Origin of the sequence: Pseudomonas sp. DrBHI1 (genome assembly GCF_002205115.1) — a bacterium.
Classification (GTDB): Bacteria; Pseudomonadota; Gammaproteobacteria; order Pseudomonadales; family Pseudomonadaceae; genus Aquipseudomonas; species Aquipseudomonas mosselii.
On the sequence record NZ_NIBE01000040.1, the window covers coordinates 8,346 to 32,378 of the forward strand.

Consider the following 24,033-nt stretch of genomic DNA (forward strand, 5'->3'; position numbering starts at 1 on the left):
TGCAACTAGCCTGTGCTGACGCATAAAAAAGCCTTCCTACCCCCTTGCCGCTGGCCGGGGGTGCATGACCGCGCGTTGGCGTTCCTGCTCGAGGAATTTCATGATGATCGGCGCGACGGCTTCGGCCCGGGTGATCAGGAACAGGTGGCCGTCGTCGATTATGTGTAGCTGGGCATTGGGAATTCGCCAGGCCAGCAAGCGCATGTTGATCAATGGGATCAACGGATCGTCGTCGCCGGCCAGCACCAGCGTGGGTTGGTGGATCTTGTGCAACCAGTGGATGCTGGTCCATCCGAGTCCGGCGAACAGTTGCCAGTAGTAGCCCAGCTTGCCGCCCGAACGGACCTTGGAGGCGTGGTGCATGGCCAGCTCAGGGTCGCGCCGGAAGCCGCCGCCATAGATCAGCGGGGCGATGCGGATCACATGGGAGGGTTGCACGTAGCGCCTTGGGCTGGCCATCATCCACAGCACCTTGGGCTTGCCCGGTACCATCACCGCGCCGGCGGCGGTGGCGGCCAGCACCAGCTTCTTGCAGCGCTCCGGGTAGTCGTAGGCGAACTGCTGGGCCAGGGCGCCGCCCCAGGACACACCGATGACGTTGACCTGGCCGTAGTCCAGGTAGTCGAGCATGCGCGCGGTCAGCTTGGCCAGGCCGGGAAAGCGGTAGGGGTGGCGCGGCGTCGACGAGCCGCCGACCCCGGGTACGTCGAAGGCGATGACTTCCAGGTCCGGGTCCAGCGCCTCGATGAAAGGGAATACCAGCTCGAGGTTGGCGCCGATGCCGTTGAAGATCAGCAACGGCGTCAGGTGTGGCTTGCCCGGGCGGACCGCGGTGCGGATGGACTGATCGTCCAGCTCGACGGTCCTGAAGATGTACGGTTGCGGCATGCGCGTGACTCTGTGGTGAAGGTAGCGCCGCGATGCGCCGACTGGCCCATCGCGGCGGTTCGGTTCAACGCTCGTGCACGTATGTTCCCGGTGCGGCCTCGCCTGCGGTATAGGTGCGGTTACCCAGCTTTGTAGGCGCCTTCTTGAGTTCGCCGGCGCGCTCGCCCAGCCAGGCCTGCCAGTGCAGCCACCAGGAGTCGGCGTGCTTGATGGCGTTCTCCTGCCAGGCCACCGGGTCGTCCGGGCGGTCCTCGCCGGTCATGAAGCGTGCCTTGGGGTTGCCCGGCGGGTTGAGGATGCTCTGGATATGGCCGCTGTTGGACAGCACGAACTCGATCTTGCCGCCGAACAGGTGCGCAGAGCGGTAGCACGACTGCCACGGGGTAATGTGGTCGGCGGTGCCGGCGACGCTGTAGATGTCGCAGTCGACCTTCTTCAGGTCGATGGCGGTGCCGCACACCTCGAGGGCGTCGGGGCGGGTCAGCGGGTTATTCTTGAACATCTCGATCAGATCACCGTGGAAGGCGGCCGGCAGGCGGGTGGTGTCGTTGTTCCAGAACAGGATGTCGAACACCGGCGGTTCGTTGCCCAGCAGGTAATTGTTGACCCAGTAGTTCCAGATCAGGTCGTTGGGGCGCATCCAGGCGAATACCTTGGCCATGTCGCTGCCTTCGAGCACGCCAGCCTGGTAGGAGTGGCGCTTGGCCGCCTCCAGCGTTTGCTCGTCGACAAACAGCGCGACCTGGGTGTCGACGGTGGTGTCGAGCACGCTCACCAGCAGGGTGAGGGCGTTGACCTTTTTCTCGCCGAGCGCGGCGTAGTGGCCCACCAGCGCGGTGCAGGTGATGCCGCCGGAGCAGGCGCCAAGCATGTTCAGGTCCTTGCTGCCGGTGATCGCCAGCACCGCGTCGACTGCTTCCTTGAGCGCGTCGATGTAGGTCGAAAGGCCCCACTCGCGCTGAGCCTTGGTCGGGTTGCGCCAGCTGATGATGAAGGTCTGCTGCTGGGAGCGCAGGCAGAAGCGCGCCAGGCTTTTTTCCGGGCTCAGGTCGAACACGTAGAACTTGTTGATCTGGGGCGGTACCACCAGCAGCGGACGGCTGTGCACCTGCTCGGTAATGGGGCTGTACTGGATCAGCTCCAGCACATCGTTGCGGTACACCACCGAGCCTTCGCTGGTGCCGAGGTTTTTACCGACCTCGAAGGCCTCCATGTTCACCTGGCTGGGCATGCCGCCGTTGTTGACGATGTCCTTGGCCAGGTTGGACAGCCCGTCGAGCAGGCTCTTGCCGCCGGTCTCGAAGAAGCGCTTGACCGCGGCGGGGTTGGAAAGGGTGTTGGTGGGGGCCATGGCCTCGGTCACCAGGTTGATGACGAACTGCCCGCGGCTGATGTCCTGGGGCGACAGGTCGCTTTCGCTGATCCAGTCGTTGAGCTCCTTGCGCCAGGCCAGGTAGGTCTGCAGGTAGCGGCGGTACAGGGGGTTCTTGCTCCACGCCGGGTCGGCGAAGCGACGGTCGTCGCCTTCGGGCTGCAGGGCCGACTTGCCCAGCAGCACGTTCTTCAGCTCCAGGCCGAAATGCGCCACGTGCTTGGCGCTGTGCAAGGGCTGGCGTATTGCCTGGCGCAGCACCGTGCGCGCCGATGTCAGCAGATCCTTGCGGCGAATGCCGATAACCGGGTTCAGCCCCAGGGTGTTTTCCGAGGCCTGCCGCTGCAACTCATCGTTGTTCTTGTTACTCATCTACGACGCTCCGTTGTCCTGAGACGAGTACCGGTGTGCTGTGACAGCCCGGTACTGCTACTCGGGTGACCAGTGATAAGGAACAGCGGTGCTGCGACCGGATGCGTGCCGATGATGAGCTGCGTGGGTTTCTGCGTGTGAAGACAACCTGCTTTCGCTCGCGACCTCTACATACCGGCCCGGCCCTGCCTGCCTTCAAGGCGATGCAGGGAACTTGCCAGCTCCATTGGTTACCCGACTTTCGTGTAATGCGCAAGACAGCCAATCTTTGGCTGTCATCAAGGCATTCAAGCAGATGAGATTAGAAAATGCGCTCTAAAGCCTGCGAGCCTTGAGCTAGAGCATCAATTTCACCACCGATTCGGACGGGTCGCGGGATTTGCCGGCCTTGTGCAATTCGTCGAGGTACTCGGCCCACAGCTGCTCCTGGCGCAGGCACAGCTGCTCGAGGTACTCCCAGGTGAACAATCCGGAGTCATGGCCATCGTCGAAGGTCAGTTTCAGTGCATATTGACCGGCCGGTTCCAGACCGCTGAGGCCGACGTTGATCTTGCCAAATTGCAGGATGGGGTTGCCGTGGCCCTGGACCTCGGCGGACGGCGAATGCACGCGCAGGAATTCGGCGGGCAGGTGGTAGACCTCGCCGGGGGCGTAGGTGAGGGTGAGGGTCTTGGAGGCTTTGTGCAGGTTGATGGCGGTGGGGAGGCGGGCCATGGCTGGAATCTCTGGTGAGCTGATGGTGCAAGCTTCGGGAGATTCAGGGGATTGTGCAAGGGGGCTGCTTTGCAGCCCTTTCGCGACACAAGGCCGCTCCTACAGATGATCGCGATTCCCTGTAGAAGCGGCCTTGTGTCGCGAAAGGGCCGCGCAGCGGCCCCCAGCGGTCTTACAGGATATAGCGCGACAGGTCTTCGTTCTGCGCCAGCTCACCCAGGTGGCTGTTTACGTAGGCGGCGTCGATGTGGATCGGCGTCTCGTCGTGGGCGCTGGCCAGGTCGCCGGCGCTGAACGACACTTCTTCGAGCAGGCGCTCGAGCAAGGTGTGCAGGCGGCGGGCACCGATGTTCTCGGTCTTCTCGTTGACCTGGTAGGCGATCTCGGCCAGGCGCTTGAGGCCTTCGTCGGCGAACTCGATGTTCAGACCCTCGGTCTTGAGCAGGGCGCTGTACTGTTCGGTCAGTGAGGCATGCGGTTCCTTGAGGATGCGCTCGAAGTCTTCCGGGGTCAGCGCCTTGAGCTCGACACGGATGGGCAGGCGGCCCTGGAGCTCGGGCACCAGGTCGCTTGGCTTGCTCAGGTGGAACGCGCCGGAGGCGATGAACAGGATGTGGTCGGTCTTGACCATGCCCAGCTTGGTGTTGACGGTGCAGCCCTCGATCAGCGGCAACAGGTCGCGCTGTACGCCTTCACGGGAGACATCGGCGCCGCCGACGTTGCCACGCTTGGCCACCTTGTCGATCTCGTCGATGAACACGATGCCGTGCTGCTCGACCGCTTCCAGGGCCTTGGCCTTGAGCTCTTCCTCGTTGACCAGGCGGCCGGCTTCCTCGTCGCGGACCATCTTCAGGGCGTCCTTGACCTTCAGCTTGCGGCTCTTGCGCTTGCCCTTGCCCATGTTGGCGAACAGGCTCTGCAGCTGGTTGGTCATCTCTTCCATGCCGGGCGGCGCGGCGATCTCGACGCCCATGTTCTCGGCGACTTCGATCTCGATTTCCTTGTCGTCCAGCTGGCCTTCGCGCAAGCGCTTGCGGAACAGCTGGCGGGTGTTGGAGTCGGTGCTGGACTGCTGGGCTTCCTCGCTGAAGCTGCTGACCCGCGCCTGCGGTAGCAGGGCGTCGAGGATACGGTCTTCGGCGGCGTCCTCGGCGCGGTGGCGCACGCGCACGATCTCCTGCTCGCGCAGCATCTTCAGCGCGGCGTCGGCCAAGTCGCGGATGATCGACTCGACGTCACGGCCAACGTAGCCAACTTCGGTGAACTTGGTCGCCTCGACCTTGATGAACGGCGCGTTGGCCAGCTTGGCCAGGCGGCGGGCGATTTCGGTCTTGCCGACACCGGTGGGGCCGATCATCAGGATGTTCTTGGGCGTCACTTCGGCACGCAGCTCGGCAGGGAGCTGCATGCGCCGCCAGCGGTTGCGCAGGGCGATGGCGACGGCGCGCTTGGCGTCGTCCTGACCGATGATGTGGCGGTTCAGTTCGTGAACGATTTCGCGGGGGGTCATGGACATGATGAATGTGGTCCTTCGGCAAAGTGGGTCAGCGTGGAAAAGCCCCATCACCGGGATGGGGCGCCAGAACAGCTGATCACTCGGCCAGGTCCTGCTCCTCGATGGTCAGGTTGTGGTTGGTGAACACGCAAATGTCGCCGGCGATGTTCAGGGCTGTCTCGGCGATCTCACGGGCCGAGAGGTCGGTCTTGTTCAGCAGGGCGCGGGCCGCGGCCTGGGCGTAGGCACCGCCGGAACCCATGGCGATCAGGCCGTCCTCGGGTTCGACCACGTCGCCGTTACCAGTGATGATCAGCGAGGCGTCCTTGTTGGCCACGGCCAGCATGGCTTCCAGGCGGCTCAGGGTACGGTCGGTACGCCATTCCTTGGCCAGCTCGACGGCGGCGCGCACCAGATGGCCGGAGTGTTTCTGCAACTGGGCTTCGAAGCGTTCGAACAGCGTGAAGGCATCGGCGGTGGCACCGGCGAAGCCGGCGATGACCTGGCCGTTGTACAGGCGACGGACTTTCTTGGCGTTGCCTTTCATCACGGTGTTGCCGAGGGAAACCTGGCCGTCGCCGCCCATGACGACTTTGCCGTTACGGCGGACAGAAACGATGGTAGTCAAGGGAGAGTCTCCACGCAGCGGGGCGAAAATGCCTGATGCAGACTCATATGGGGGGAGGGGGGAAGGATTTCAACCAGCGGGGATGAATGGTTGTTTCAGGTCTTTGCCGGCTCCATCGCGGGGCAAGCCCGCTCCCACGCCAGGTCGACCTTGCGTGGGAGCTCCTGCGTGGGAGCGGGCTTGCCCCGCGATAGGCGTTACTCAAGCCTCGTGGCAGACGTGCCCATCGACCAAGGTATAACGCACCGCGCCCGGCAGGCAGTGGCCGATGAACGGGCAGTTCGCACCGCGAGAGAACCACTGCTCGCCTGCCACGGTGGACGCGTTCGGATCGAACAGCACCAGGTCCGCGGCGCCACCCACCTTCAGCTCGCCGGCCGGCAAGCGCATCGCGGCAGCCGGGCCGCTGCTCAGGCGTGCCAGCAGGGTTGGCAGGTCGAGCAGGCCGTCCTCGACCAGGGTCATGGCCAGCGGCAACAGCAGCTCGACGCTGCTGATACCCGGCTCGGTGGCACCGAACGGCGCCAGCTTGGCATCACGCTCGTGAGGCTGGTGATGGCTGCTGATCGCCTGAATCACCCCGGACTTCACCGCCTCGCGCAGGCCATCGCGGTCGGCGGCGGTGCGCAGCGGCGGCTGGACGTGGTACAGGCTGGAGAAGTCGCGCAGCGCTTCGTCGGTGAGGATCAGCTGGTACAGCGCCACGTCGGCGGTGACCGGCAGCCCCAGCGCCTGGGCCTGGGCGATCAACCGGGCGCCGCGGGCGCTGGTGATCTGGGTGAAGTGGGCGCGCACGCCACTCTGCTCGACCAGCAGCAGGTTGCGGGCCAGGGCCACGGTCTCGGCGGTTTCCGGGATGCCCGGCAGCCCGAGGAAGCTGGCCATGGGGCCTTCGTGGGCCAGGCCGCCTTGCGCCAGGTCGCGGTCCTGGGAGTGGAACACCACGGTCAGGTCGAAGGTCGCCGCGTATTCCAGGGCGCGGGCCAAGGTGCGGTTGTTGGGGATTTCCTTCAGGCCGTTGCCGAAGGCCACGCAACCGGTGTCGCGCAGGGCCACCAGTTCGGCCAGTTGCTCGCCTTCCAGGCCCTTGGTCAGGGCGCCTATCGGGTAAACCTTGCTGTTGGCCGCCTCGCGGGCGCGGTCGAGGATCAGTTCGGCGACTGCCGAGGTGTCCAGCACCGGCTTGGTCTGCGGTGGGCAGCACAGGCTGGTGACGCCGCCAGCCACGGCGGCGCGGGTTTCACTGGCGATGTTGCCCTTGCGGCTGTAGCCCGGCTCGCGCAGGGAGACGCCGAGGTCGACCAGGCCCGGCGCGGCTACCAGACCGTCGGCCTGGATCGTGCGGCTGGCGTTGAAACCGGCCGGCGCCGCGCCGATGGCGGCGATGCGCCCGCCGTCCAGGTGCAGGTCGGTGATGCGGTCCAGGCCGCTGGCAGGATCGATGACCCGGGCGCCGATAATGCTGATGGTCACTGGGCGTTCTCCTGGTCGAATTGACGTTGCGCGTTCTGCCCGCTCATGGCCATGGACAGCACGGCCATGCGCACGGCGATGCCGTAGGTGACCTGGTTGAGGATCACCGAGTGCTGGCCGTCGGCCACCGCCGATTCGATTTCCACGCCGCGGTTGATCGGACCCGGGTGCATGACGATGGCATCCGGCTTGGCCCCGGCCAGGCGCGAGGTGGTCAGGCCGAACAGGCGGTAGAACTCGCCCTCGCTGGGCAGCAGGCCGCCGGCCATGCGCTCGCGCTGCAGGCGCAGCATGATCACCACGTCGACATCCTTGAGACCTTCGGCGAGGTCGGTGTAGACCTTCACCCCGTATTGTTCGATACCAATCGGGATCAGCGTCTTCGGGCCGATCACGCGGATGTCCGGGCAGCCCAGCGCCTTGAGCGCGAGCATGTCCGAGCGCGCCACCCGCGAGTGCAGGATGTCGCCGACGATGGCCACGGAGAGGTTTTCGAAGCCGCCCTTGTGCCGACGAATGGTGAGCATGTCGAGCATGCCCTGGGTCGGGTGGGCGTGGCGGCCGTCACCGCCATTGATTACTGCCACGTCCGGGCACACATGCTCGGCGATGAAGTGGGCGGCGCCGGAATCGGAGTGGCGCACGACGAACATGTCGGCGGCCATGGCCTCCAGGTTACGCAGGGTGTCGAACAGGGTCTCGCCCTTGCTGGTCGAGGAAGTCGACACGTTCAGGCTGATCACGTCGGCCGACAGGCGCTGGGCCGCCAGTTCGAAGGTGGTGCGGGTGCGGGTGGAGTTCTCGAAGAACACGTTGCACACGGTCTTGCCGCGCAGCAACGGGACTTTCTTCACGGCCCGGGCGCCGACTTCGAGGAACGAGTCGGCGGTGTCGAGGATCTCGGTGAGCAGTTCGCGGGGCAAACCGTCGAGCGAGAGGAAGTGGCGCAGCTGGCCCTGGTCATTGAGCTGCAGCGGGCGCTTGGCGTCGAGTGGCGTCATCGCGGGGGACTCTTAAAGGGCGGAAGCGGGAGCGAGGTCCTGGCGCTCGAGGGCGAGCGGCGTGGGTCCGGTCAATTTTACCCGTTCATGGGCGGCCAGGGACAGGGTGGCGCCGACTACATTCGGCCGGATCGGCAATTCGCCGGCATCCAGGTCGAGCAGGCAGGCCAGGGTCACGCTGGCCGGACGGCCATAGTCGAACAGCTCGTTGAGGGCGGCGCGGATGGTGCGCCCGCTCATCAGCACGTCGTCTACCAGCACCAGGTGCTGGCCTTCGATCTCGAACGGCAGCTCCGAAGGGCGCACCTGCGGGTGCAAGCCGTTCTGGCTGAAGTCGTCGCGGTAGAAGGACACATCCAGGGTGCCCAGCGGGCCCTGGTCGCCCAGCTCGGCCAGCAGGGCCTGGGCCACCCACACGCCGCCGGTGCGGATGCCGATGAAGCGCGGCTCGCTGATGCCGCGGCGGGCCAGGTGGGCGCGAAGGTCGACGGCCATCTGCCGGATCAGATCGGCGGGATTGGGTAGGCTCATTGCGTGCTCCTCGGAAGGCGGGCGCCGGCTCCAGCCGGCGGCAAAGCGGATTTAAGTGTTGGCCTCCAGCCAGCCTTGCAGCAGCAGGGCGGCGGCGATGGCGTCGACCGGGTTATCGCGGTAGCTGCCGTGGCGCCCGCCTCGGGCCATCTGCTCGCCCTTGGCCTCGAAGGTGGTCAGGCGTTCGTCGTGGGTGTGCACCGGCAGGTTGTAGCGGCCGTGCAGGCGCCGGGCAAATTTCTCGGCGCGTTCGCTCATCTCGCTGGGCGTGCCGTCCATGTTCAGCGGCAGGCCGACAACGATCGCGTCGGGTTTCCATTCCTTGATCAGCTTCTCGACCTGGTTCCAGTCCGGTACGCCGTTCTGGGCCTTGAGCGTGCACAGCTCGCGGGCCTGGCCGGTGATCACCTGGCCGACGGCCACGCCGATCTGTCGGGTGCCATAGTCGAAGCCCAGCAGTAGACGCAGTTCGGCCATCAGGCGTGGCCCGCCTGGCTGGTCAGCAGGCTGAGGTTGATCCCCAGGCTCGCGGCGGCGGCGCCCAGGCGTTGGTCGCTGGCCAGGCCAAAGATGATCTCGGGGTCGAAGGGGCAGTTGAGCCAGGCATTGTCGGCCAGCTCCGCCTCCAGCTGGCCGGCTTCCCAACCCGCGTAGCCCAGGGTGATGAGGCTCTTGCGCGGGCCATCGCCGGTGGCGATGGCGAACAGCACGTCCTGGGAAGTGGACAGCGACAGGCCCTCCAGCTCGACCGTGGCCTGGTAGCTGCGGTCGTTGCTGTGCAGCACGAAACCGCGGTCGGTCTGCACCGGGCCACCCTGGTAGATCGGGATATGCAGGGTGCTGGCGGGCGGCTCGTCGTCCGGGCGCAACTGCTCGAGGATGTCGGCCAGGTTCAGCTCCTGCGGGCGATTGACCACCAGGCCCATGGCGCCGTGGGCATTGTGCTCGACGATGTAGGTGAGGGTCTGGGCAAAGTTCGGATCGGCCATGTGCGGCATGGCGATCAGGAACTGGTGCTTGAGGTAGCTGGGGGCGAGGGTTTTCATGACCGCTAGTGTGGCGCCAGGTGGCGAGGCTGGCAAGGTGCGCGGAGGGCTGTTGGTACTCCCGTGGGAGCGGGCTTGCCCCGCGATGGCGTCAGATCAGGATTGCGCAGTGGCAAGACGGACGCGATCGCGGGGCAAGCCCGCTCCCACGATATTGTCAGCAGCTTCTACGGGTCAGTTGCTCGACAGCTTGTCCCCGCGGGCAAAGCGCCAGGTGCGGATGATCTCCAGGCGGTCGAACTCCGCCAGGTCGCCGGTGAACGGCGCGAATGGCGCCGCCAGGCGCACGATGCGCTGGGCCGCCTGGTCCAGCACCGGCTGGCCCGACGATTCCAGTACCAGCACTTCGTACAACGAGCCGTCGCGGTTGATCGACACCATCATCCGCAAGCTGCCGTACAGCTGCTGGCGCCGGGCCTCCTCGGGGTAGTTGAGGTTGCCGATGCGCTCGACCTTCTTGCGCCACTCTTCCTTGTACCAGGCGCCCTTGTCGCGCAGGGTCGAGGCGGCGTTCAGGCGATGGATGCGCGGGCGCTTGGCATACAGCTGCTGCTCATGGGACAGCTCGGCCTCGAGGCTGGCGATCTGGCTGGACAGCTGCGAGCTGTCGAAGTCCGGCACCTTGGCCTCGGGCTTGGGCTGCGGCTTGCTTTCCTTCGGCCTGGGCTCGACCTTCTGGGTTTTCGGCGCCTGGGTGGCGACCACGGACTTCGCCGGTGCGGGCGGGGTCTCTGGTTTCGCCGCCGGCGGCGGCGTGATCTTGTTGATCTTGCTGTCCTGGAACGGCGCGACCTCGGTGGTTTTGGGCACCGCCTTTTTTTCCAGGGTGCCGCTGCCCTGCTGGTTGTCCTGGGCCTGGAAGTCGGCCTTCTCGGGCGCCTTCTCACTCTTGAAGGTGGCCAGGGTGATGTCCATGGTGTGGCGGATGTCGGCCGGCTTGACCACGGTGAAGCCCACGCCCAGGATCAGCGCCAGGTGCACCAGGGCGGCCAGGAACAGGGTGAAGCCGAGCCTGTCCACCGGGCGAATGCGGGGTGGCAGCAGGTCGGCGGGGATGTCGGCAGGCAGCGTCATCAGGTATCCAGCAACCGCGAAACAGGGCGCAGGTCAGCGAAAAAGGACCGGCATCATACCCCACTCCGCGGGTTTGCCACGTGTCGGCGGTCAGCGCGCCTGCAGCTTGCGATCAATGGCGTCCATCAAACGGCCGCCGATGTCGGTGTTGTAGGCAGCATCGATCTCGCGAATGCAGGTCGGGCTGGTGACGTTGATTTCGGTGAGGTAGTCGCCGATCACGTCCAGGCCGACGAACAGCAGGCCCTTCTCGCGCAGGGTCGGGCCGACCTGGGCGGCGATCCAGCGGTCGCGCTCGCTCAGCGGCCGGGCTTCGCCGCGTCCGCCGGCGGCCAGGTTGCCGCGGGTCTCGCCGCTGGCCGGGATGCGCGCCAGGCAGTAGTCCACCGGCTCGCCGTCGATCATCAGGATGCGCTTGTCGCCGTCCTTGATCGCCGGCAGGTAGGCCTGGGCCATGATCTGCTGGGCGCCGAGCGCGGTCAGGGTCTCGAGGATCACCGACAGGTTGGGATCACCGGCCCGGTGACGGAAGATCGAGGTGCCGCCCATGCCGTCCAGCGGCTTGAGGATCACATCGCCGTGCTCGGCCGCGAATTCTCGGATGATGTCCGGGCGACGGCTGACCAGGGTCGGCGGCGTGCACTGCGGGAACAGCGTGGCGAACAGCTTCTCGTTGCAGTCGCGCAGGCTCTGCGGGCGGTTGACCACCAGCACGCCTTCGGCCTCGGCCTGCTCCAGCAGGTAGGTGCTGTAGACGAACTCCATGTCGAAGGGCGGGTCCTTGCGCATCAGGATTACGTCCAGCTCGGCCAGCGGGCTGTCCTGCTCCTCGTCCAGCTCGAACCAGCGGGCCGGGTCGGCGAACACCTTGAGCGGGCGCATCCGCGCGCGGGCCTTGCCCTGGGCCTGGTACAGGTCGCGCTGTTCCAGGTAGAACAGGCTCCAGCCACGGGCCTGGGCGGCCAGCAGCATGGCCAGCGAGCTGTCCTTTTTGTAGGAGATGGACGCGATGGGGTCCATGACAATCCCGAGGCGAACGCTCATGGGGTAGTTCCTCTTGGCGGCGGGTGGCCGCGATGGCACGAAAGAAAAGTGGCTCAGGGTGGCGCCGGGAGCGCCCACGGTCAAGGGGCGGGCGGATGGAATGGCCCTCTGGACTGTGTTAAAAAGGCCAGGCACATGGCCTGCACGGCCTTTTGGCGAATTCGCTCCCAGGCAGAAGCGCAACTATGGACCAACCCCTGAAGGTGATGGTGATCGACGACTCCCGCACGATCCGCCGCACCGCGCAGATGTTGCTCGGCGAGGCCGGCTGCGAGGTGATCACCGCCAGTGACGGCTTCGACGCCCTGGCCAAGATCGTCGATCACAAGCCCCGGATCATCTTCGTCGATGTGTTGATGCCGCGCCTTGACGGTTACCAGACCTGCGCCATCATCAAGCACAACAATACGTTCAAGGACACCCCGGTGATCCTGCTGTCTTCCCGCGATGGCCTGTTCGACAAGGCCCGCGGCCGGGTGGTCGGCTCCGACCAGTTCCTGACCAAACCGTTCAGCAAGGAAGAACTGCTCGACGCGATCCGTGCCAGCGTGCCCGGTTTCGCCGCGCAGGACCCACACGCACCCTGACGCCGCCCTCGCCGGACGGCGTCTCTATTTCCTGATGGGGAAACAGCATGGCCCGAATTCTGATTGTCGACGATTCGCCGACAGAGATGTACAGATTGACCGAATGGCTGGAGAAAAGCGGCTATGGGGTGCTCAAGGCCGACAATGGCGCCGACGGCGTGGCCCTGGCCCGCCAGGAGAAACCCGATGCCGTGCTGATGGACATCGTCATGCCTGGCATGAACGGCTTCCAGGCCACCCGGCAACTGAGCAAGGACCCGGAAACCAGCGCCATTCCGGTGATCGTGGTGACCACCAAGGACCAGGAAACCGACCGAATCTGGGCCCAGCGTCAGGGCGCCCGCGATTTCCTGACCAAGCCGGTGGAGGAGGAGGCGCTGATCGCCAAGTTGAAAGAAGTGCTCGGCGCTTGACCACCCGGCCCCAGGGCGCGTCGCTGACCGCCTTCGAGCTGTTGCTGGACATCGACCGGCGCTGCCGCCTGCTGGTGGCCGACCAGCCACCGCAGGACACCCGCCTGCAGCAGTGGAGCGGCATCGGCTTTCGCATTGCCGGGCAGTGGTTCGTCGCGCCCATGGGCGAGGTTGCCGAGGTGCTGCGCGAGCCCCGCAGCAGCCGGGTGCCGGGGGTGCAGCCGTGGGTCCGCGGGGTGGCCAACCTGCGCGGGCGGCTGTTGCCGGTGATGGACCTGTGCGCGTTCTTCGGTCTCGGCCCGGCGGCGGCGGGCAAGCAACGGCGGGTGCTGGTGCTGGACCATGAGGAGCTGTTCGCCGGGCTGTTGGTGGACGAGGTGGTCGGCCTGCAGCACTTCGCCCTGAGCAGCCTCGAGCTGTCGCCGCCGCAACCGCTGATTCGCGCGGCCACGCCCTTCGTGCAGGGCCATTTCCCCCGTGAACGCAATTGGGCGATCTTCAGCCCGTTCGCCCTGGCACAGGCCCCGGGTTTTCTCGATGTGGCGTTGTAGAGGATTTTCGACGTGAACAAGCCAGGACCTTCCGTAGCCACCGCAGGCGTCTCGCCAGCCGCCCTGGCCCAGCGCCCGCGCAGCACCGCGCAGATTACCGTGCTGTTCGTGGTGCTGATCCTGTCGATCGTCCTGCTGTTCGCCAACTTCGCTTACCTCAACACCCAGGCCAACCACGACAAGCAGTACATTGGCCATGCCGGCGAGCTGCGCGTGCTGTCCCAGCGCATTGCCAAGAACGCCACCGAGGCGGCGGCGGGCAAGGCGCTGGCGTTCAAGCTGCTCAGCGACGCGCGCAACGACTTCGAGCGGCGCTGGGGCTACCTGCGCGAGGGCGACAAGACCACCGGCCTGCCAGCCGCGCCGGTGACGGTGCGCGACGAGATGGACGCGGTGCGCCAGGACTGGGAGAACCTGCGCAAGAACACCGACACCATCCTCGCCAGCGAACAGACCGTGCTGTCGCTGCACCAGGTCGCGGCCACCCTGGCCGAGACCGTGCCGCAGTTGCAGGTCGAGTACGAGAAGGTGGTGGAGATCCTGCTGCAGAGCGGCGCGCCTGCCAACCAGGTGGCGGTGGCCCAACGCCAGTTGCTGCTGGCCGAACGCATTCTCGGCTCGGTCAATACCGTGCTGGCCGGCGACGAAACCTCGGTGCAGGCCGCCGATGCCTTCGGCCGCGACGCCAGCCGCTTCGGTCAGGTGCTCGAAGGCATGCTCGCCGGCAACCCGGCGATCCAGGTCACCCGGGTCGAGGACGCCGACGCCCGGGCGCGGCTGGCCGAGATCGCCGAGCTGTTCCAATTCGTTTCGGGCTCGGTGGATGAGATCCTCGAGACATCACCCGAGCTGTTCCGGGTACGTGAGGCCGCCGGAAACATCTTCAGCCTGTCGCAGACCCTGCTCGACGAGGCCTCGCACCTGGCCAACGGTTTCGAGAACCTGGCCGGCGGGCGCACCCTGGACACCGTCGGCGGCTACGTGCTCGGCCTGCTGGCGCTGGCTTCGATCATCCTTATCGGCCTGGTGATGGTGCGCGCCACCCACCGCCAGCTGCGCGAGACCGCCGAGAAGAACGAACGCAACCAGCAGGCGATCATGCGCCTGCTCGACGAGATCGAGGAGCTGGCCGACGGCGACCTGACAGTCACCGTATCGGTCACCGAGGACTTCACCGGCGCCATCGCCGACTCGATCAACTACTCGGTCGACCAGCTGCGCGACCTGGTGGCCACCATCAACCACAGCGCCGAGCAGGTCGCCGCCGCCGTGCAGGACACCCAGAACACCGCCCGCCAGCTGGCCAAGGCCTCCGAGCACCAGGCCGAGCAGATCAGCGAGGCCTCCGAGGCGGTGGGCGACATGGTCGAGTCAATCGACCGCGTCTCGGCCCACGCCTACGAGTCGGCCAAGGTGGCCGAGCGCTCGGTGGCCATCGCCAACAAGGGCAACGAGGTGGTGCACAACACCATCCACGGCATGGACAACATCCGCGAGCAGATCCAGGACACCGCCAAGCGGATCAAGCGTCTGGGCGAGTCCTCCCAAGAGATCGGCGACATCGTAAGCCTGATCGACGACATTGCCGACCAGACCAACATCCTCGCCCTCAACGCGGCGATCCAGGCCTCGCTGGCTGGCGAGGCTGGTCGCGGCTTTGCCGTGGTGGCCGATGAAGTGCAACGCCTGGCCGAGCGCTCCTCTTCGGCGACGCGGCAGATCGAGGCATTGGTGCGCACCATTCAGGCCGATACCAACGAGGCGGTGATCTCCATGGAGCAGACCACCGCCGAAGTGGTGCGTGGTGCGCGCCTGGCCCAGGATGCCGGGGTGGCCCTGGCGGAAATCGAGGGTGTGTCGCAGACCATGGCCGACCTTATCCACAGCATCTCCGACGCCGCCCAGTTGCAGACCTCCTCGGCGGGGCAGATTTCCCACACCATGGCGGTGATCCAGCAGATCACCGCGCAGACCTCCGCCGGCTCCGGCGCCACCGCTGACAGTATCCGCCACCTGGCGCGCATGGCCAGCGAGATGCGCCGCTCGGTGTCCGGCTTCACCCTGCCCAAGCCGGTGGAGCGCTCGTGAGCGAGGCGCACCTGAACCCGTCCGGCGAGCGCCACGACACGGTGGCCCTGGCCTGGACCAAGGCGCCGATCCTCGATTGCCTGGGCCAGGCGCGCCAGGCCCTGGAGCGCTTCTCGGCGGAACCGGGCGACCTGTCGATGCTGGCGTTCTTCGTTGACAACCTGCACCAGGTCCACGGCTGCCTGCACATGCTCGCGCTGCCGGGCGCGATGCGCCTGGCCGAGGAACTGGAGCTGCTCGGGCGGGCCATGGCCGACGGTCAAGTGAGCCCACGCGGCGATTGCCTGGGGGCGCTGTTCCGCGGGCTCGAGCAATTGCCGCCGTACCTGGACCGCCTGCGCGGCGCGCGCCACGACCTGCCGCTGGTGGTCATGCCGCTGCTCAACCAGTTGCGGGTCTGCCGTGGTGCCGAGCCCTTGGCCCAGGGCAGCCTGCTGGGCGACCTGGGGCAACGGCTGGCCGGGGCGGCGGACCTGGCCAACCTCGACCTGTCCCTGGGCAGCTGGCGTGAGCACATGCAGGCCGGCCCGGGGCGCGATGCGCTGCGCTCGGTGGTGATGGCCTTGTGCGACGACCTGATGCGCATCAAGGACCGCCTTGACCCCTTCGTCGGCGGCGAGCGCTCGCCCAGCGAGCCACTGGAGTCGCTGCTGCCGCCCTTGCGGCATGTGGCCGATACCCTGGCGGTGCTGGGCTTCCAGCAGCCGCGGCGGGTGATCATCGACCAGGTGCTGGCGCTGCAGGCACTGGTTGAAAAGGACAGCGCCGTGGATGAAGCGCTGCTGATGGATGTCGCCGGGGCACTGCTGTATGTCGAGGCCACCCTCAACGGCATGGTCGGCCCGTTGGAGGAAACCAACCCCGGCAGTTTGCCCGGCTCGGACCTGGCCGAAATCCGCCAGCTGGTGCTCAACGAGTCGCTCAACGTGCTGCAGCAGGCCAAGGACCTGATCGGCGATTGCCTGGAGTCCGACTGGTCGCGCCAGCGCCTGCAGGCCCTGCCCGGCTTGCTGCAGCAGGTGCGCGGGGCGCTGGCGATGCTGATGCTGCCGGCGGCCGCCGAGGTGTTCGCCGGTTGCGCGGGCTATGTGCAGGGCTGGCTGGTGCACCTGGAGGATGAGCCGCAAGCGGACGAACTGGCGCATCTGGCAGATGCCCTGAGTGCCGGCGAAGCCTGGTTGCAATGGCGGGTGGCCGATCCGCTGGCCGACGCCCAGCGCTTCATCGACATGGCCCACGCCAGCCTGGCCGCGCTGGGCGTGCAGTGCGCGCGCGACACGGCAGCCGCCGGCGGCGAGCAGGCGCTGGACGGTATCGACGATGAATTGCGCGAGGTGTTCCTCGAAGAGGCTGGCGAGCTGCTGCCGGAGATCGAGCGCCAATGGCTGCGCTGGCGCGCCGACAATGGTCTGCGCGAGGCGTTGATCGAGGTGCGCCGGGCACTGCACACGCTCAAGGGCAGCGGGCGGATGGTCCATGCCGAAGCCGTGGCCGAGCTGGCCTGGGGCGCCGAGCACCTCCTCAATCGGGTGCTGGAAGGGCGCATCGTGCTCAGCGCCGAAGGCCTGGTGGCCCTGCAGCAGGTGTTCGTGCGCCTGCCCGACCTGCTGGCCGACTTCGCCGCCAGCCAACTGCCGCCCACGGCCGAGATCGAACAGCTGGCCGGGCACCTGCACGCGCTGGCGCTCAACGACACGCCGGCCAGCGCCAGCATCGATGGTCTCGACCCGCAGTTGCTGGAAATTTTCCGCAACGAAGCCCAGGGCCACCTGGCCGGCCTTGATGGCTTCCTGCAGGCGGTCGATGGGCGGGGCAGCGCGGTCAGTGACAGCCTGCAACGCGCCCTGCACACCCTCAAGGGCAGCGCCGCCATGGCCGGCGTGATGCCGGTGGCGGAGCTGGCCACCGCCCTCGACCGCCTGGTGCGCGAATACAAGGGGCACCAGCTACCCCTGCGCGTGGCCGAGATCGAACTGCTGGAGGCGGCGCGTGCGCTGTTCCACCTGGGCCTGGCCCAGCTGGGCAGCACGCCGTTGGCGCCCATCCCCGGGGCCGCCGGGCTTATCGAGCAGGTCGGGCAGACGGTAGACGCCCGGCTGGCCCAGCTCCAGGCCGAACCGCACCCGCCGCGGCGGGCCCGACGCGACCCGCAACTGACGGCCACCTTCCTGACCATGGGCATGGACATCCTGCTCGATGCCGAGGCGCGGCTTGCCAACTGGCAGGGCGATCCTGCGCAGCACCACGAGCTGCACCTGCTGCTCGAGGAAATGACCACCCTCGGTCATGGCGCGCACCAGGCCGAGCTGTGGCAGGTCGATGAGGTCTGCGAAGGGCTGCTGGACCTGTATGGCGCGGTTGAGGAGGGCAGCCTGGCGGTCACGCCACGCTTCTTCGCTGTCGCCCGGCAAGCCCACGAAGCGCTGCTCGACCTGTTCGACGAGATTGCCGCCGGCCAGGACCCGAACCCACGGCCTGAATGCCTGGCAGCCCTGCATGGCCTGCTCGACGATGCCCTCGATCCTGCCGCCCTGGGGCTGGTCGGGGCGAACGGCGTGACAGCGATGACAGCGCCAGGCGAGTTGCCGGACCCCGCGGTGGTCGAGCTGTTCCTCGAAGAAGCCGGGGATATCCTCGACGGTGCCGACCAGGCCTTGCGGCAATGGAAGTCCGATCCGGACAGCCTGTCGCCGCTGTCGGCGCTGCAGCACGATGTGCTCACCCTCAAGGGCGGGGCGCAGATGGCGGCGATCGGCGCCGTCGAGGTGCTGGCGCAGGAACTGGCGCTGCTCTATGAAGGCCTGGTGGACCGTCGGCTAGGTGCCGGCCCGGCGCTGTTCAAGCTGCTCCGGCGCAGCCATGACGCCCTGGCCGAAATGTTGCGCAGCCTGCGCGAGGGCCAGCCACCGCTGTCGGCGGTGGCGTTGCTGGGCGAGTTGCGCGAGTTCCGCCACAGCGCCCCGCCTCCCGTCGCCTCCGAGCCGCAGGAGGACAACGAAGAAACCGAGGGCGACAAGGAGCTGCTGGAGGTTTTCCTCGAAGAGAGCTCCGATATCCTCGAGAGCGCGGCCGAGTCCCTGGCGCGCTGGCAGGTCGACCCGCGCAACACGGTCGAGGTGGAGAACCTGCTGCGCGACCTGCACACGCTCAAGGGCGGCGCGCGCATGGTCGAGATCGCCGCCATCGGCGACCTCGCCCATGAGTTGGAATTCCTCTACGAACTGCTCGCCGCCGGGCGCCTGCCGTCGACGCCGGCCCTGTTCAGCCTGCTGCAGAATTGCCATGACCGCCTGGCGCACATGCTCGACGCGGCGCGCCTGGGCGAGCCGCTGCATGCGGCCACGGCGCTGATCGACTACATCCGCAACTTCTCCAGCGCCGCCCTGACCGACAGCGTGGCCGGCCAGGCCCAGGTCGAGCCGGCCCCCGCCGAAATCCCGGCCGTAGCCCCCGAGCGGGCGGGCGATATGGTCAAGGTCGATGCCGAACTGCTCGACGACCTGGGCAACCTGGCCGGTGAGCACTCGGTCATTCGTGGGCGTATCGAGCAGCAGGTCAACGATGCGCAGTTCGCCCTCAACGAGATGGAAACCACGCTGGAGCGCATGCGCGACCAGCTGCTGCGCCTGGACATCGAGACCCAGGGACGGATTTCCAGCCGTCACCAGTTCGAGGGTGACACCTATGACGATTTCGACCCCCTGGAGATGGACCGCCATTCCCAGCTGCAGCAATTGTCGCGGGCGCTGTTCGAATCCACCTCGGACCTGCTCGACCTCAAGGAGACCCTGCTGCAGAGGGCCCAGGAAGCCTACAGCCTCCTGCAGCAGCAGGCGCGGGTCAACAGCCAGCTGCAGGAGGGCCTGACCGCTACCCTGATGGTGCCTTTCGAGCGGCTGGTACCGCGTTTGCAGCGGGTGGTACGGCAGGTGGCCAGCGAGCTGGGCAAGCAGGTCGAGCTGGTGGTCGGCAACGCCGAGGGCGAGCTTGACCGCAGCGTGCTCGAGCGCATGGTGGCGCCCTTGGAGCACATGCTGCGCAACGCCGTCGACCATGGCCTGGAGGCCCGCGAGGCACGCCTGGCCGCCGGCAAGCCGGAGCAGGGCACCATTCACCTGAACCTGCTGCACGAAGGCGCCGACATCGTCATCGAGATGAGCGACGACGGCGCCGGGGTGCCGCTGGAGGCGGTACGCAACAAGGCCATCAAGCGTGGCCTGCTTGATCCGCAGGCGCGCCTGAGCGACCACGAGATCCTGCAGTTCATCCTGCGTCCCGGGTTCTCCACGGCCGAGAAGATCACCCAGATCTCTGGCCGCGGCCTGGGCATGGATGTGGTCCATGAGGAGGTCAAGCAACTGGGCGGTTCGATGAGCATCGAGTCCAGTCCCGGCAAGGGCGCGCGTTTCCTGATTCGCCTGCCGTTCACGGTGTCGGTGAACCGAGCGCTGATGGTGCACGTTGACGAGGAACAGTATGCCATTCCGCTGAACACCATCGAGGGCATCGTGCGCGTGCCACCGGCGGAGCTGGAGGCCTGTTACCGGCTCGACCCGCCGCGCTACAGCTACGCGGGCCACGACTACGCGCTGCGCTACCTCGGTGACCTGCTGCAGGGCGGCGGCCAGCCCGGCCTGCTGGGCCAGAGCGTGCCGCTGCCGGTACTGCTGACCCATTCCCATGAGCAGTCGTTCGCTATCCAGGTCGACAGCCTGTCGCCCAGCCGCGAGATCGTGGTCAAGAGCCTCGGCCCGCAGTTCGCCGCAGTGCCGGGGCTGTCCGGCGCCACCCTGCTGGGGGACGGGCGGGTGGTGCTGATTCTCGACCTGCTCGGCCAGTTGCGCGGACAGCAACGGCGTCTGGCGCGCCTGCCGGGCGTGGCCGAGGCGGCGCATGCGCTCACTGGCCCGGTGCCCCGGCGGCCATTGCTGGTGATGGTGGTGGACGACTCGGTGACCGTGCGCAAGGTCACCAGCCGCCTGCTCGAGCGTCACGGCATGAGCGTGCTGACGGCCAAGGACGGCGTCGATGCCATGGCGCTGCTCGAGGAGCACCGTCCGGATGTGCTGTTGCTGGATATCGAGATGCCGCGCATGGACGGCTTCGAAGTGGCCACGCGGATCCGTCGCGATGAGCGCCTGAGCCAGCTGCCGATCATCATGATCACCTCGCGTACCGGCCAGAAGCACCGCGATCGGGCCATGGCCATTGGCGTCAATGAATACCTCGGCAAGCCGTACCAGGAATCGGTGCTGCTGCAGAGCATCGCCCACTGGAGCCAACCCCATGCTTGAACATATTGCCGGCCAGCGCAGCAGCCTGACCGGGTTGCTGCTGCCGCTGGGCGACCGCACCTTGGTGTTGCCAAACGTGGCGGTGGCTGAGCTGATCGGACACCGTGTCATTGCTTGTGAGCCAGGGGAGCCGGCCTGGCACCTGGGCTGGGTCGACTGGCGCCAGCAACGGCTGCCGCTGATCGGCTTCGAGGCGGCTTGCGGCGGGCAGACCCCTTGCGGCGAGCGGGCGCGGGTGATGGTGCTCAACGCCCTGGGAGATACCGGGCTGCGCTACCTGGCGTTGCTGCTGCAGGGTATCCCGCGCTCGTGCAAGCTCGACAGCCAGCTGAACTATGTCGACGTGCCGTTGGCGGGGTTGGAGTTGGCGGCGGTGCAGGTGGGCGAGCAGGTGGCGCGGGTGCCGGACCTGGCGGGGCTGGAAAGATTGGTGCGTGACGCGCAACTGCAACCTGCCGCTGGCTAGGATGGTGTCTGGGCTTGCCCCGTGATAGGGGTTTCAGGAACCCGAACGGCGTAGCGAGGTCTGTGCTTGCATGTACTACGGTGAACGTTTCAACGCCTGGACCCACCTGGTCGGTGCGGTGCTGGCCTGTATTGGCGCAGTCTGGCTGATCGTCGTGGCCGGCCTGCAGGGCGATCCGTGGAAGATCGTCAGTTTCTCCATCTATGGCTTTACCCTGCTGCTGCTCTACAGCATCTCCACCCTCTACCACAGCACCCGCGGACGAGCGAAGCGGATCATGCGCAAGCTCGACCACTTGTCGATCTACCTGCTGATTGCCGGAAGCTACACGCCCTTTTGCCTGGTCAGCTTGCGCGGGCCGTGGGGCTGGAGCTTGTTCGGGGTGGTCTGGGGGCTGGCGCTGGTCGGCATGCTGCAGGAGATCAAGCCGCGTTCGGAGGCACGGATCCTGTCGATCATCATCTACGCGCTGATGGGCTGGATCGTGCTGGTGGCGGTCAAGCCGCTGCTGCACAGCCTGGGCGGTGCCGGCTTCGCCTGGCTGGCGGCCGGCGGCGTGTTCTACACCGTCGGCATCATCTTCTTCGCCTTCGACAGCCGGTTCCGCCACTGGCATGGCATCTGGCACCTGTTCGTTATCGCCGGCAGCCTGATGCACTTCGTCGCGGTGTTTTTCTACGTGTCTTAGAAGTCGCCCCACAACTGCTGCGCTACCGACAAAGCCACCACCGGCGCTGTCTCGGTACGCAGCACCCGTGGGCCGAGGCGAGCGGCGTGGTAGCCGCTGACCTTGGCCTGTTCGACCTCCACATCGCTCAGGCCGCCTTCCGGGCCGATCAGGAAGGCCAGCTTTGCAGGTTTTTCGTGACGGGTCAGCGCTTCGGCCACCGGGTGCAGCACCAGCTTGAGGTCGGCCTCGGTGTCCTTGAGCCATTCGGCCAGGGTAACCGGCGGGTTGATGACCGGCAGGGTCGAGCGACCGCACTGCTCGCTGGCGCTGATCGCCACTTGGCGCCAGTGGGCCAGGCGCTTGTCGGCGCGCTCATCCTTCAGACGCACTTCGCAGCGTTCGCTGACGATTGGGGTGATTTCGTTTACGCCCAGTTCGGTGGCCTTTTGAATCGCCCAGTCCATGCGCTCGCCGCGGGACAGGCCCTGGCCGAGGTGAATGCGCAGCGGCGAGTCGGCCTGGCCGGGGACGGCTTGGTCGAGGCTGACGCGCACGCTTTTCTTGCCTACCTCGAGCAGTTGGCCAAGGTATTCCTGGCCGCTGCCGTCGAACAGCTGCACGGCGTCGCCAGCGGCCATGCGCAGGACACGGCCGATGTAGTGGGCCTGGGCTTCGGGGAGCTCGTGTTCGCCAAGGCCAAGCGGGGCGTCGATGAAGAAGCGGGAGAGTCTCATGGTTCTACTCGGAATCTGAATGGGGGCATCGTCCTCTGTAGGAGCGGCCTTGCGTCGCGATAGGGCCGCAAAGCGGCCCCGGAAATTTCTGCTGCGAAGCTGAAAGCCTGGGGCTGCTGCGCAGCCCTATCGCGACGCAAGGCCGCTCCTACAGGGGGACGGAGGGGTTGGGGCCTAGCCCGGATCGCGGAAATCGGGGTGGAAGTCGGCCGGCACCGCCACGCTGACGCTATCACGGGTGGCGATGTCGATCCCTTCGCTGGCCACTTCGGCCAGGAAGTCGATCTGCTCCGGGGTGATCACGTAGGGCGGCAGGAAGTACACCACGCTGCCCAGCGGGCGCAACAGCGCGCCACGTGTCAGGGCATGCTCGAAGACCTTCAGGCCGCGACGCTCCTGCCAGGGGTAGGCGGTCTTGCCGGCCTTGTCCCGGACCATCTCGATGGCCAGGGCCATGCCGGTCTGACGAATCTCGGCGACATGGGCGTGGTCGGCCAGGTGCGCGGTGGCGCTGGCCATGCGCGCCGACAGGGCCTTGTTGGCCTCGATCACGTTGTCTTGCGCGAAGATGTCCAGGGTCGCCAGGGCCGCGGCGCAGGCCAGCGGGTTGCCGGTGTAGCTGTGCGAGTGGAGGAACGCGCGCAGGGTCGGGTAGTCGTCATAGAAGGCCTGGTACACCTTGTCGGTGGTCAGGCAGGCGGCCAGGGGCAGGTAGCCGCCGGTCAGGGCCTTGGACAGGCACAGGAAGTCCGGGCGGATGCCGGCCTGTTCGCAGGCGAACATCGTGCCGGTGCGGCCGAAGCCCACGGCGATCTCGTCGTGGATCAGGTGCACGTCGTAGCGGTCGCAGGCCTCGCGCAGCAGCTTGAGGTACACCGGGTGGTACATGCGCATGCCGCCGGCGCCCTGGATCAGCGGCTCGACGATCACCGCGGCGATGCTGGCGTGATGTTCGGCCAAGGTCTGCTCCATGGCCGCGAACATGTTCCGTGAGTGCTCCTCCCAGCCCATGCCTTCGGGGCGCAGGTAGCAGTCCGGGCTGGGCACCTTGATGGTGTCCAGCAGCAGGGCCTTGTAGGTCTCGGTGAACAGCGGCACGTCGCCCACCGACATCGCCGCGATGGTCTCGCCGTGGTAGCTGTTGGTCAGGGTGACGAAGCGCTTTTTCTGCGGTTTGCCGATGTTCTGCCAGTAGTGGTAGCTCATCTTCAGCGCCACTTCGATGCACGACGAACCATTGTCGGCGTAGAACACCCGCTCCAGGCCAGACGGCGTCATGGCTACCAACCGCTCGGACAGCTCAATCGCCGGCTGGTGGCTGAAGCCGGCCAGGATCACGTGCTCGAGCTGGTCGACCTGGTCCTTGATGCGCTGGTTGATGCGCGGGTTGGCATGGCCGAACACATTGACCCACCAGGAGCTGACCGCGTCCAGGTAGCGCTTGCCCTCGAAGTCCTCGAGCCACACGCCCTCGCCACGGCGGATCGGAATCAGCGGCAGCTGCTCGTGGTCTTTCATCTGGGTGCAGGGGTGCCACAGGACCTTGAGGTCGCGTTGCATCCACTGATCATTGAGGCCCATGGGCACTTCTC

At 66.7% G+C, this 24,033-nt stretch carries 21 protein-coding genes; 7 read left to right on the forward strand and 14 right to left on the reverse strand.

Going from position 1 to position 24,033, the window contains the following annotated elements; genetic code table 11:
- Positions 1 to 36: 36 nt before the first annotated feature.
- The 12 genes from phaZ to gshB all read right to left on the reverse strand — a co-directional run bounded on the left by phaZ (position 37) and on the right by gshB (position 11,638).
- Entirely contained in the window at positions 37 to 888 is an 852-nt protein-coding gene (gene phaZ, locus CC207_RS06395; protein WP_062360233.1) for a poly(3-hydroxyalkanoate) depolymerase, read from the reverse strand.
- A gap of 64 nt (positions 889 to 952) precedes the next feature.
- Entirely contained in the window at positions 953 to 2,632 is a 1,680-nt protein-coding gene (gene phaC / locus CC207_RS06400) for a class II poly(R)-hydroxyalkanoic acid synthase (RefSeq protein ID WP_028688363.1), read from the reverse strand.
- A gap of 336 nt (positions 2,633 to 2,968) precedes the next feature.
- Positions 2,969 to 3,346 carry a gamma-butyrobetaine hydroxylase-like domain-containing protein gene (locus tag CC207_RS06405; RefSeq protein WP_011536058.1) on the reverse strand — a complete coding sequence of 126 codons (378 nt, stop codon included), beginning with the start codon at positions 3,344 to 3,346 and terminating at the stop codon, positions 2,969 to 2,971.
- A 172-nt stretch (positions 3,347 to 3,518) separates the two neighbouring features.
- On the reverse strand, positions 3,519 to 4,862 hold the full coding sequence (gene hslU, locus CC207_RS06410; protein WP_062360228.1) for an ATP-dependent protease ATPase subunit HslU: 1,344 nt from the start codon (positions 4,860 to 4,862) through the stop codon (positions 3,519 to 3,521).
- 76 nt (positions 4,863 to 4,938) lie between these two features.
- On the reverse strand, positions 4,939 to 5,469 hold the full coding sequence (gene hslV, locus CC207_RS06415) for an ATP-dependent protease subunit HslV (protein ID WP_028688361.1): 531 nt from the start codon (positions 5,467 to 5,469) through the stop codon (positions 4,939 to 4,941).
- 201 nt (positions 5,470 to 5,670) lie between these two features.
- Complete coding sequence (locus CC207_RS06420; RefSeq protein ID WP_028688360.1) at positions 5,671 to 6,942, reverse strand: dihydroorotase; 1,272 nt, start codon at positions 6,940 to 6,942, stop codon at positions 5,671 to 5,673.
- Positions 6,939 to 7,943: an aspartate carbamoyltransferase catalytic subunit gene (locus tag CC207_RS06425; RefSeq protein WP_028688359.1), complete on the reverse strand. Its 1,005-nt coding sequence runs from the start codon at positions 7,941 to 7,943 to the stop codon at positions 6,939 to 6,941. Before CC207_RS06425 ends, CC207_RS06420 begins: the two co-directional genes overlap by 4 nt.
- A gap of 12 nt (positions 7,944 to 7,955) precedes the next feature.
- Positions 7,956 to 8,474, reverse strand: coding sequence for a bifunctional pyr operon transcriptional regulator/uracil phosphoribosyltransferase PyrR (pyrR, locus tag CC207_RS06430; protein WP_028688358.1), 519 nt, complete (start codon positions 8,472 to 8,474; stop codon positions 7,956 to 7,958).
- A 51-nt stretch (positions 8,475 to 8,525) separates the two neighbouring features.
- Entirely contained in the window at positions 8,526 to 8,951 is a 426-nt protein-coding gene (ruvX, locus tag CC207_RS06435) for a Holliday junction resolvase RuvX (RefSeq protein WP_028688357.1), read from the reverse strand.
- Positions 8,951 to 9,520: a YqgE/AlgH family protein gene (locus tag CC207_RS06440; protein WP_028688356.1), complete on the reverse strand. Its 570-nt coding sequence runs from the start codon at positions 9,518 to 9,520 to the stop codon at positions 8,951 to 8,953. Before CC207_RS06440 ends, ruvX begins: the two co-directional genes overlap by 1 nt.
- A 174-nt stretch (positions 9,521 to 9,694) precedes the next feature.
- Positions 9,695 to 10,594, reverse strand: a complete 900-nt coding sequence (locus tag CC207_RS06445; RefSeq protein ID WP_088851756.1) for an energy transducer TonB — start codon at positions 10,592 to 10,594, stop codon at positions 9,695 to 9,697.
- 90 nt (positions 10,595 to 10,684) lie between these two features.
- Complete coding sequence (gene gshB, locus CC207_RS06450; protein ID WP_028688354.1) at positions 10,685 to 11,638, reverse strand: glutathione synthase; 954 nt, start codon at positions 11,636 to 11,638, stop codon at positions 10,685 to 10,687.
- 185 nt (positions 11,639 to 11,823) lie between these two features.
- Between gshB and pilG the strand changes: the two genes are divergently transcribed.
- The 7 genes from pilG (at position 11,824) to CC207_RS06485 (ending at position 21,725) form a co-directional block, all read left to right on the forward strand.
- Entirely contained in the window at positions 11,824 to 12,225 is a 402-nt protein-coding gene (gene pilG / locus CC207_RS06455; protein ID WP_088851757.1) for a twitching motility response regulator PilG, read from the forward strand.
- A 47-nt stretch (positions 12,226 to 12,272) separates the two neighbouring features.
- Positions 12,273 to 12,638, forward strand: coding sequence for a twitching motility response regulator PilH (pilH, locus tag CC207_RS06460; RefSeq protein WP_028688352.1), 366 nt, complete (start codon positions 12,273 to 12,275; stop codon positions 12,636 to 12,638).
- Complete coding sequence (locus CC207_RS06465; RefSeq protein WP_028688351.1) at positions 12,635 to 13,189, forward strand: chemotaxis protein CheW; 555 nt, start codon at positions 12,635 to 12,637, stop codon at positions 13,187 to 13,189. Before pilH ends, CC207_RS06465 begins: the two co-directional genes overlap by 4 nt.
- 63 nt (positions 13,190 to 13,252) lie before the next feature.
- On the forward strand, positions 13,253 to 15,277 hold the full coding sequence (locus tag CC207_RS06470; RefSeq protein WP_088851767.1) for a methyl-accepting chemotaxis protein: 2,025 nt from the start codon (positions 13,253 to 13,255) through the stop codon (positions 15,275 to 15,277).
- A complete protein-coding gene (locus tag CC207_RS06475; RefSeq protein WP_256582031.1) occupies positions 15,274 to 20,571 on the forward strand; it encodes an Hpt domain-containing protein in 5,298 nt (1,765 codons plus the stop codon). Before CC207_RS06470 ends, CC207_RS06475 begins: the two co-directional genes overlap by 4 nt.
- Positions 20,564 to 21,037 carry a chemotaxis protein CheW gene (locus CC207_RS06480; protein WP_028688348.1) on the forward strand — a complete coding sequence of 158 codons (474 nt, stop codon included), beginning with the start codon at positions 20,564 to 20,566 and terminating at the stop codon, positions 21,035 to 21,037. Before CC207_RS06475 ends, CC207_RS06480 begins: the two co-directional genes overlap by 8 nt.
- Before the next feature lie 70 nt (positions 21,038 to 21,107).
- Positions 21,108 to 21,725 carry a hemolysin III family protein gene (locus tag CC207_RS06485; RefSeq protein WP_028688347.1) on the forward strand — a complete coding sequence of 206 codons (618 nt, stop codon included), beginning with the start codon at positions 21,108 to 21,110 and terminating at the stop codon, positions 21,723 to 21,725.
- Here the strand turns inward: CC207_RS06485 and CC207_RS06490 are convergent.
- The gene (locus CC207_RS06490; RefSeq protein ID WP_088851758.1) at positions 21,722 to 22,441 is read right to left on the reverse strand and encodes a 16S rRNA (uracil(1498)-N(3))-methyltransferase; all 720 of its coding nucleotides are present in this window, start codon (positions 22,439 to 22,441) and stop codon (positions 21,722 to 21,724) included. The genes CC207_RS06485 and CC207_RS06490 overlap by 4 nt on opposite strands.
- A gap of 174 nt (positions 22,442 to 22,615) precedes the next feature.
- Positions 22,616 to 24,022 (reverse strand): adenosylmethionine--8-amino-7-oxononanoate transaminase, encoded by a 1,407-nt coding sequence (locus tag CC207_RS06495; RefSeq protein ID WP_028688345.1) that lies wholly within the window; start codon positions 24,020 to 24,022, stop codon positions 22,616 to 22,618.
- Positions 24,023 to 24,033 lie beyond the last annotated feature (11 nt).